This is a genomic window from Pseudomonas sp. P4_D7 (genome assembly GCF_056401755.1).
Map to the genome: position 1 here is coordinate 1 of NZ_JBFUIR010000099.1, position 4,806 is coordinate 4,806.

At 59.7% G+C, this 4,806-nt stretch carries 3 protein-coding genes and 1 pseudogene; all 4 read left to right on the top strand.

Going from position 1 to position 4,806, the window contains the following annotated elements:
• Positions 1 to 208 (top strand): annotated as a pseudogene (locus AC1DVF_RS28335) (LysR family transcriptional regulator); the annotation flags it as partial.
• 85 nt (positions 209 to 293) lie between these two features.
• The gene (gene xseA / locus AC1DVF_RS28340) at positions 294 to 1,673 is read left to right on the top strand and encodes an exodeoxyribonuclease VII large subunit (RefSeq protein WP_477783531.1); all 1,380 of its coding nucleotides are present in this window, start codon (positions 294 to 296) and stop codon (positions 1,671 to 1,673) included.
• A gap of 3 nt (positions 1,674 to 1,676) precedes the next feature.
• Positions 1,677 to 2,498: a peptidoglycan DD-metalloendopeptidase family protein gene (locus AC1DVF_RS28345; RefSeq protein ID WP_460092187.1), complete on the top strand. Its 822-nt coding sequence runs from the start codon at positions 1,677 to 1,679 to the stop codon at positions 2,496 to 2,498.
• A gap of 463 nt (positions 2,499 to 2,961) precedes the next feature.
• Complete coding sequence (leuA, locus tag AC1DVF_RS28350) at positions 2,962 to 4,641, top strand: 2-isopropylmalate synthase (RefSeq protein ID WP_007916856.1); 1,680 nt, start codon at positions 2,962 to 2,964, stop codon at positions 4,639 to 4,641.
• Positions 4,642 to 4,806 lie beyond the last annotated feature (165 nt).

Consider the following 4,806-nt stretch of genomic DNA (forward strand, 5'->3'; position numbering starts at 1 on the left):
GCCGGAATCAATGCAGGACATCGCCCCGAGCGGTGTACGATTTCTGCCGCTGACCGATCCCGATTGCCAAAGCACTGTCGCCCTCGCCTACCCACAGAACCCCACGCCGCTGATCCAACACTTCCTCCAGACCTTCACCAATCCCCCCTGTGGGAGCGAGCTTGCTCGCGAAAGCGGACCGTCAGCCACTGAAGGTGTCGAAGGATAAGACGCCTTCGCGAGCAGGCTCGCTCCCACAGGGATTTATGGTCATTCATGGAGATTGATCAGCAAATGCCTTTAAACTGCGCCCCATGATTAAAGATCCCTTTGCAAGACTTGGCCTGGACCGTGAGGTCCTGACCGTCAGCCAGCTCAACGGCCGCGCGCGGGTGTTGCTCGAAGACGTGTTCAGCAACATCTGGGTCGAAGGCGAAATTTCCAACCTCGCGCGCCCGGCGTCAGGCCACATCTATTTCACCCTCAAGGACAGCGGCGCTCAGGTTCGATGCGCGTTGTTCCGGCAGAACGCGGCGCGCGTGCGTCAGGCGCTGAAGGATGGCCTGGCGGTGAAGGTGCGTGGCAAGGTTTCGCTGTTCGAAGGCCGTGGCGACTATCAGTTGATTCTCGACACTGTCGAACCTGCCGGTGACGGTGCACTGCGTCTGGCCTTCGATGCGCTGAAGGAAAAGCTCAGCGCCGAAGGTCTGTTCAGTGCCGAACGCAAAGTGCCGTTGCCCGCGCATCCGCAGCGCATTGGCATCATCAGCTCGCCAACCGGCGCGGTAATTCGCGACATCATCAGCGTATTCCGCCGCCGTGCGCCGCAGGTGCAACTGACGCTGATTCCGACTGCCGTACAAGGCCGCGAAGCCACCGCGCAAATCGTCCGCGCGCTGAAAATGGCCGATGCCCGTGGTTTCGACGCACTGATCCTCGCCCGTGGCGGCGGCTCGCTGGAAGACCTCTGGTGCTTCAACGAAGAAGCTGTAGCCCGTGCCGTTGATGCGTGTGTAACGCCAATCGTCAGCGCCGTCGGTCACGAAACCGATGTGTCGATCAGTGATTTTGTCGCTGACGTGCGCGCACCGACGCCGTCCGCAGCAGCTGAACTGCTCGCTCCTGATTCCAGCCATCTGATCCGTCAGGTCGAAAGCCTGCATCGCCGTCTGGTGATACGCATGCGCGACCGTTTGATGCGTGATCGTCTGCGCCTGGAAGGCATGGCCCGTCGCTTGCGCCATCCCGGCGAACGTCTGCGCCAACAGGCCCAGCGCCTGGACGATCTGGACATGCGCATGCGCCGAGCGTTCGAGCGTCATCTCAATACCCGTCGCGAGCGCCTGATCCGCTTGGAAACCCGCCTCGCCGGCCAGCATCCGGGGCGGCAATTGGCGATGTTGCGCCAGCGACTCGACAGCCTCGCCGAACGCTTGCCTCGCGCCATGCGCGAAGGTCTGAAGAACCGTCGCCTGCAACTGCACAGCCAGATGCAGACGCTGCACGTGGTCAGCCCATTGGCGACGCTCGGTCGCGGTTACAGCATTTTGCTCGATGAGCGTGGCCATGCGATCCGCAACGCCGCGCAGACCCACACCGGTCAGCGCCTGAAAGCCAAACTCGGCGAAGGCGAACTGCAAGTGCGCGTCGAGGACAATCACCTGACGCCTGTCACTCTCTCTTTACTGGACTGATCCATGCCGCGCTTTCTCGCTCCACTGTTTTTGCTCTGCCTGACCTTCAATGCCCACGCCGACAGTTACATCACCCGGCTACTGAACAAACCGGTGCCGGGCGGTGTGGCGGTGGTTGATCTGGGCACCGCCGCGCAGGCACCGAAAGCCACGTATCAGGGCAAACCGGTGCTGGTGGTAAAAGAACAGAACACCTGGCTGGCGATCGTCGGCGTGCCACTTACCGTTAAACCAGGTGCACAGCAGATCAGCAGCGGCGGACGTAACTTGCCATTCACCGTGGGCAACAAGAAATACCCGGAACAACGCATCACCCTGAAGAACAAACAGCAAGTCAACCCGGATCAGTCGAACCTCAAACGCATCGAGGGCGAACTGGCCGAACAGATCAAGGCATATCGCAGCTTCAGCCCGAACACGCCGAGCAATCTGTTGTTGGACAAACCGGTGAACGGTCCGTTGTCGAGCAAGTTTGGTGTGCGTCGCTTCTTTAATGGTGAAGAGCGCAATCCACATGCAGGCCTCGACTTCGCGGTGCCAGCGGGCACGCCGATCAAGACCCCGGCGGCGGGCAAGGTGATCCTCACCGGCAACTACTTCTTCAACGGCAACACCGTGTTTGTCGACCATGGGCAGGGCTTTATCAGCATGTTCTGCCATATGTCGAAGATTGATGTGAAAGTCGGCGATCAACTGGCGCGGGGCGCTGTGGTCGGCAAGGTTGGCTCGACTGGTCGGGCGACCGGGCCGCACATGCACTGGAATGTCAGCCTGAATGATGCGCGGGTGGATCCGGCGATTTTCATTGGCGCATTTCAGCCTTAAGACAGCCGATGGGCTGATGGCCCCTTCGCGAGCAAGCTCGCTCCCACATTGGATTGCGTTCAAAACACAAATCCCTGTGGGAGCGAGCTTGCTCGCGAAGGCGGCCTACAACGCACATCAATACTTACTGAACTGCTATAAACCCCAATTGCGCCCCAATCAAACCTCGCGCAAATATCACAACGATCAGCGACCTCCAGCGCAATAAAATCCTGCAAAAACCCGCTTTCCGAGTATTCCTCTCAATTTTTTTCGACTGCTTGCCATCCTCTCCCCTCGCGGTTAGGGTTGAAGGCATGAAAACCTCTCACACCCTCATTCAGCTTCGCCAGCACCGCAGCCTGTGCCTCGTCAGCGCACGACTGCCAGGCTGAATCGCGGCACCTCGTCCCACGCTTTTCCAAGAACATTCGTAACACCGGCAGGCCGCCTCTTTTCGGCCCAGACAATAAGGAATTTCCCGATGAGCATGCTCAAAGATCCGTCTTCGAAATACCGCGCGTTTCCCGTCATCAACTTGCCGGATCGCACCTGGCCGTCGAAAACCATCGACACCGCGCCGATCTGGTGCAGTTCCGACCTGCGTGACGGCAACCAGTCGCTGATCGAGCCGATGGACGCGGTGAAAAAGCTGCGCTTCTGGAAAACCCTGGTGCAGGTCGGTGTAAAGGAAATCGAAGCGTCGTTCCCGGCCGCTTCGCAAACTGACTTCGACTTCGTGCGTACCCTGATCGAAGAAGGCCACATCCCGGACGACACCACCATTCAGGTGCTGACCCAGGGCCGTGAAGATTTGATCGAGCGTACTTTCGAATCCCTGCGCGGTGCGAAAAAAGCCATCGTTCACTTGTACAACGCCACCTCGCCTTCTTTCCGTCGCATCGTCTTCAACCAGGACAAGGACGGTATCAAGGCCATTGCAGTCAACGCCGCCAAGCTGTTCGTCAAATACGCGGCGATGCAGCCGGACACCGAATGGACCTTCGAATACTCGCCGGAAACCTTCAGCGCCACCGAGTTGGAATTCGCCAAGGAAGTCTGTGACGCGGTGATCGAGGTGTGGAACCCGACGCCTGAGCACAAGATGATCCTCAACCTGCCGGCTACCGTTGAGTGCGCGACCCCGAACGTCTACGCCGACCAGATCGAGTGGTTCGGCCGCAATATCAACCGTCGTGACAGCGTGATCATCAGCCTGCACACCCACAACGACCGTGGCACCGGTGTCGCCGCTACCGAGTTGGGCCTGATGGCCGGCGCCGATCGCGTCGAAGGCTGCCTGTTCGGCAACGGCGAGCGTACCGGTAACGTTGACCTCGTCACCGTCGCCCTGAACATGTACACCCAGGGTCTTGACCCGCAGCTGGACTTCTCCGACATCGACGGCGTGCGCAAAGTGGTCGAAGAGTGCAACCAGATTCAGGTTCACCCACGTCACCCGTACGTTGGCGACCTGGTACACACCGCATTCTCCGGCTCGCACCAGGATGCAATCCGTAAAGGCTTCTCCCAGCAGAAACCGGATGCACTGTGGGAAGTGCCGTATTTGCCGATCGACCCGGCCGACATCGGCCGCAGCTACGAGGCGGTGATTCGCGTCAACAGCCAGTCGGGCAAGGGCGGTATCGCCTACTTGCTGGAGCAGGAGTACGGCATCAGCCTGCCACGTCGCATGCAGATCGAATTCAGCCAGGTCGTGCAGCGTGAAACCGATCGTCTGGGCCTGGAGATGACCGCCAAACAGATTCACTCGTTGTTGATCAGCGAATACCTGCAAGCCAACACCCCGTATGCGCTGGTCAGCCATCGCCTGCAGGAAGAAAACGGCAACAGCGCCGTCGAAGTGGAAGTGGCAAGCAAAGGTCAGGGCGAAACCAACCTGCACTGGCGCGGCAAGGGCAATGGTGCGCTGGAAGCACTGGTCGCCGGTCTGCCGATTCCGGTGGAGATCATGGACTACAACGAACACGCGATCGGCGCGGGCACCAACGCCAAAGCAGCGGCGTACATCGAACTGCGTGTGAACGGCGAACGTGCAGTGCACGGCGTGGGCATCGATGAAAACATCACCACGGCCAGCTTCAAGGCCCTCTTCAGCGCGCTGAACCGCTCGCTGAGCCAGCCTGAGGCGAAAGCAGCGTAATCGATCGCTGAAATGCAAAAGGCCCCGGCGTTTGAACTCCGGGGCCTTTTTTTGCCTACAGGTTTTGCGATCGTTCCCACGCTCTGCGTGGGAATGCCTCAAGGGACGCTCTGCGTCCAGTGACGCGGAGCGTCACGGGCTGCATTCCCACGCAGAGCGTGGGAA

Bases quoted from the DNA above. Each gene is read 5' to 3' on its own strand.
- leuA (WP_007916856.1), top strand. From the start codon at position 2,962: ATGAGCATGCTCAAAGATCCGTCTTCGAAATACCGCGCGTTTCCCGTC.
- AC1DVF_RS28345 (WP_460092187.1), top strand. From the start codon at position 1,677: ATGCCGCGCTTTCTCGCTCCACTGTTTTTGCTCTGCCTGACCTTCAAT.
- xseA (WP_477783531.1), top strand. From the start codon at position 294: ATGATTAAAGATCCCTTTGCAAGACTTGGCCTGGACCGTGAGGTCCTG.